Here is a 2,167-nt window from a genome sequence, read left to right on the forward strand (position 1 = left end):
TGTCAACGTCGCCTGAATTCTGACCCTTTTTCGTCGTTTGAATCTTGACCCCCCTTGGGTTGTTGTTATTGGTTTCCGCCCGGGGTGGGTGGGGTCTTGAGGAGCTCGCGTCGGGCTCTTGTCCGGTAGGAGTCACCGGCGAGGGTGAGGACCTCGGCGTGGTGGACGAGGCGGTCGATCATCGCGGACGCGACGATGTCGTCGGCAAAGATCTCACCCCATCGCCCGAAGGGCATGTTGCTGGTGACGAGGATCGAGCCTTGCTCGTAGCGGGCGGCGATCAGCTGGAAGAACAGGTTCGCTGTGTCTGCGTCGAATGGGAGGTAGCCGACCTCGTCGATGATCAGCAGCCGGTAGCGGCGGAGCCGTTTCAGTTCGTACTCGAGGCGCCCGTCGCGATGCGCGGCCTGCAGGCGGGCGGCCCACCCGGTCGCGGTGTTGAACGCGACCGGGTAGCCGGCGTGGCAGGCCTTGATCCCGAGTCCGATGCCGAGATGGGTCTTGCCAACGCCGGGTGGGCCGAGCAGGATCACGTTCTCTGCTTTCGGGATCCAGGTCGTGATGGCCAGGTGCGCGAGAACATCCCGTCGAAGCGACGGCTGGTGGTCGATGTTGAAGTCCTCGAGGGTCTTGACCGCGGGGAAGTGCGCGCCGGCGATGCGCAGGCTGGTGCCGTTCGCTTCCCGGTCCGCGACCTGGCGTTGCAGCACCGCGGCGAGGTATTCCTCGTGCGACCAGCCCTCATCTCGGGCCGTCGCGGCCAGGTGCTCCCAGACCCGCCCGATCGTTGGGGCCTTCAGCGCGCGGGCGAGATACCCCATCGTCGCGGTGACGTCAGCGGCGGTCATCACCTCACCTCCCCGGTGTTCGGGTCGAACCGCACCCCGAACAGATCGTCGTAATCACCCGGGTCGCGGAACATCACCCGCCGCTCGGGTGAGGCGAGCTCCGCTCGCGCCCGATCTCGTTTCGCGGCCGCGTACTGAGAGCGCAGGCCCTTCGCGATGACCACGTGCGCAGGGTCGGTGACGACTCCGCCGGTCGCCCAGGAGCGTTCGTGGTCGGCGACCGCGCTCCCGTCGCAGACCACGATCACCCGGGTCAGCGTCGCGGTGACATCGACGAGCCTGCCGATCACACGCGGGTCGACGGAGTAGTCGTTCCCGTCGACGCGGACGTAGTAGTCCCGCCCGAGCCGGACCCGAGCCTGAAGGCCGGTGGCCGGCGGGTGCGGCGGGAGCGCCGTCATCGCGGCGAGGTCACGGTCGAGGACATCGACCGGGCGACCGCCGAGGGAGCGGATCGTCCTCGCGTTCGCGCGCGGTAGCCAATCCTGCAACTGGCCGTTGAAATCGGCCGGGGAGACGAACCGGCGGCCGGGCAGGAACGACGTCTCGAAGAACCCGTTGTTGCGCTCGGTCATGCCCTTGAACTCCGGATCCGCGGGCGGGGCGAGCACGACCCGGGTCGCGAGCGTCCCCGCGAACGCCGCCGCGAGCTGGGTGACTTTACCCTTCCCACCGATCGCGGACTCCCGGTCCCAGACCAGCGTCTTTGACACCGCGCCGACCTGAGCGATCAGCTGCCACATCCCCGCCGTGAGGTCCCCGCCCTGACGGGACGGCAGCATCACCGCGGCCAGGAACTTCGAAAACGTGAGCGTCATCACCAGCACCGGCAGCATCGCCGCCTGCCCGAACCCGACCGGGATCCGCGGCTCCGGAAACCACAGGTCCATCTGGGCCGCCTGGCCGGGGTGATGCACGATCCGGTCCGCCGGGTCGACGCCGGCGTACTCGGGACGGATCTGCCGAACCCGGTCCTTGAGGATCGTGATCGAATGCTCCCACCCGATCCGCTCGGCGATCACCGTCGCCGGCATCTTCGCGTCCTCGCGCAGCCACTTCCGGATCTCCGGCTCGACCGCGTCGACCAGCGACCGCCGCGGCGCCCGCCGATACACCGGCGGTTCGTCCGACGCCAACGCCGAACGGACCGTGTTCCTCGCGACGCCGAGCTTGCGCACGATCGCCTTGATCGGCATGCCCTCCGCCTTATGCAACCGGCGGATCTCCGCCCAATCTTCCACTGAAATCACCCTCCAAGAGTGTCGGAGGGGTCAAGATTCAAACGTCGCCTCGGGGTCAGTATTCACGCGTCGTCGACA

Annotated in this window: 2 protein-coding genes; both read right to left on the bottom strand. The window is 67.8% G+C overall.

Annotated elements, in window-relative coordinates; all coding sequences use genetic code 11:
* Positions 1 to 65 precede the first annotated feature (65 nt).
* Positions 66 to 848, bottom strand: coding sequence for an IS21-like element helper ATPase IstB (gene istB, locus H9651_RS14540; RefSeq protein ID WP_191720045.1), 783 nt, complete (start codon positions 846 to 848; stop codon positions 66 to 68).
* Positions 848 to 2,098, bottom strand: a complete 1,251-nt coding sequence (istA, locus tag H9651_RS14545; protein ID WP_191720046.1) for an IS21 family transposase — start codon at positions 2,096 to 2,098, stop codon at positions 848 to 850. Before istA ends, istB begins: the two co-directional genes overlap by 1 nt.
* Between the last annotated feature and the right edge of the window lie 69 nt (positions 2,099 to 2,167).

This window comes from Microbacterium pullorum, assembly GCF_014836535.1.
Lineage (GTDB): Bacteria > Actinomycetota > Actinomycetes > Actinomycetales > Microbacteriaceae > Microbacterium > Microbacterium pullorum.